Source organism: Pirellulales bacterium (assembly GCA_036490175.1).
Lineage (GTDB): Bacteria > Planctomycetota > Planctomycetia > Pirellulales > JACPPG01 > JACPPG01.
Genome location: DASXEJ010000318.1, coordinates 1 through 1,694 on the forward strand (window position 1 = coordinate 1; position 1,694 = coordinate 1,694).

Annotated in this window: 2 protein-coding genes; one reads left to right on the top strand and one right to left on the bottom strand. The window is 62.9% G+C overall.

The window, feature by feature from the left end; all coding sequences use genetic code 11:
* Positions 1-106: 106 nt before the first annotated feature.
* Positions 107-1,486, bottom strand: a complete 1,380-nt coding sequence (locus VGG64_24495) for an IS4 family transposase (protein ID HEY1602786.1) — start codon at positions 1,484-1,486, stop codon at positions 107-109.
* Here VGG64_24495 and VGG64_24500 point away from each other — a divergent pair.
* Positions 1,476-1,694: hypothetical protein (locus VGG64_24500; GenBank protein ID HEY1602787.1), on the top strand; the 219-nt coding region annotated here is incomplete at its 3' end. The genes VGG64_24495 and VGG64_24500 overlap by 11 nt on opposite strands.

Consider the following 1,694-nt stretch of genomic DNA (forward strand, 5'->3'; position numbering starts at 1 on the left):
ATCGGCGCAAGCTTTTGACGGACGCTACGCGGGCGCTCGCGTTCGCGACGTATCGCTCGACTTTCGCACTTCGTCGTCCAATAGCCGGCGGTCAACGACCTTAGGTTTACCCACATTTTTTGGGTCGGAAGGCTCGGGCGCCGTCGACCATGAGCTGGAGTTTCGTCCAGCCACGCCAGAGAGTCAACCAGCCGGGACGGCCGTCGTGGCGACGATTCTGATGGCCGCCCAGTCGGGCCAGCGCCAGGAAGAATGCCGAAACGCTCATTTCGGCTGCGGGCCGACCGCCCCGCCAACCGGCAAGCACGTCCAGGTAGGTTTGCGAGAACAGTTCACGCGCAGGGCGTCGCTCGGCGTCCGGCTGGCGGCTGGCATCACGCAGTTGCAACAACGTCAACGCCACGACCGACAGCAAGGCAATCGCCGGTTGCAAACGCTCCTCAGCCGTGAATTGCAGGTCTTCGATGTTGCAGCCGGTCTTCAGCCCCTTGTGAAATTCCTCGATCACCCAGCGCCGCTCGTACCACTGCACGACGCGCTGCGCGTCGGCAAACGAACCGACGGGCTCGTTCGTCAGCAAGAACCATTCCAGCGTCTTCGCCCCGCTCGGCGGCGCGGGTTCCCACACGCGCACGGCCCACATGCTCAGGGGCTGATTGCCGTGCTCCCCCTTTTTGGCTTTCGGCGGTACCAGCCTCACCGCGGCCGCCGACAGGCACAACTTGGCCGTCCGCGACGGCAAGCCGTTTTTGGCGGGCACCGTGATTTCGCGGCGGCCCCAGGCGAATTGCGAGCGCAGGTGAAGGTGCAGAAAGCTCGCCTGATCGTCCTCCAGGAGCAGGCGCCGGCTGTAAGCCGAGCGGACGACAAAGCGTCGGCCCGAATGCAGTTCGTGTTCCAAGAATTCGAAGGTATCGGCGCCGCGATCGCAAACGTCGACCAGGCGGGCATCGCCAGGAAGTTGCGCCACGCCACGCACCCACAAGCGGCTGATCCGCGACTTGCGATTGCGCAGCTGGGTCTTGGTTTCGTTCTTCGGCGGCTTGACACGGGTATGCAGGATCTGGCTGGTCAATCCGATCACCGCGCCGGCGTCGGCCGAAATGGCCAGGCTGTTGTGACAAATGTAACCGCGGTTCCAGCCCTTGCCGATTTGGCCCAAACCCTTGAGCGATTTGCGCTTCGAGTAGTCCAACTCGGTCGAGTCGTGGAGAATCAAAACCGTTTCCTGCTCCGCCAGCAAGCTCAGCGTCCGCGCACGGTGCGGGGCCAGCACCGCCTCGTGCGTCACCTCCGCGCGATCGAACAAACGGTACAACGCTTTCAGGTTCTGCGGGCGAGGCAACTTGTCGGGCAAGCTGCCGCCGGGATGACGCCGCAACTCGTCGGCCAATGCGATCAAGCGCCGGGTACGACGCGCGTCCCCCAACTCAGCGGTTCCAAAATGGGATTGGCCAAAACTCTCCAGGGTCGCGGTGCTCGACATCGCGCGGGTCTCCAGGTTGACGGGGATCGGTTCGTACTCCGTCATCCTTGGTTGCTATCGCGCACCGCGGCCATCGTGCAAAGCGATTGAAAAAAAGAAAATGCAGTGCAACCCGAGCGATCTCCAATCACCGCACCGTGATCCCACCCACAGCACCGCCGCCGCATCAACCCCATTGAAAAAATTCCACTCCCTCGACATCTACCCA

What these genes read in the sequence shown, in the direction of transcription:
- VGG64_24495 (HEY1602786.1), bottom strand. Translation starts at nt 1,486, where the DNA reads ATGTCGAGCACCGCGACCCTGGAGAGTTTTGGCCAATCCCATTTTGGA.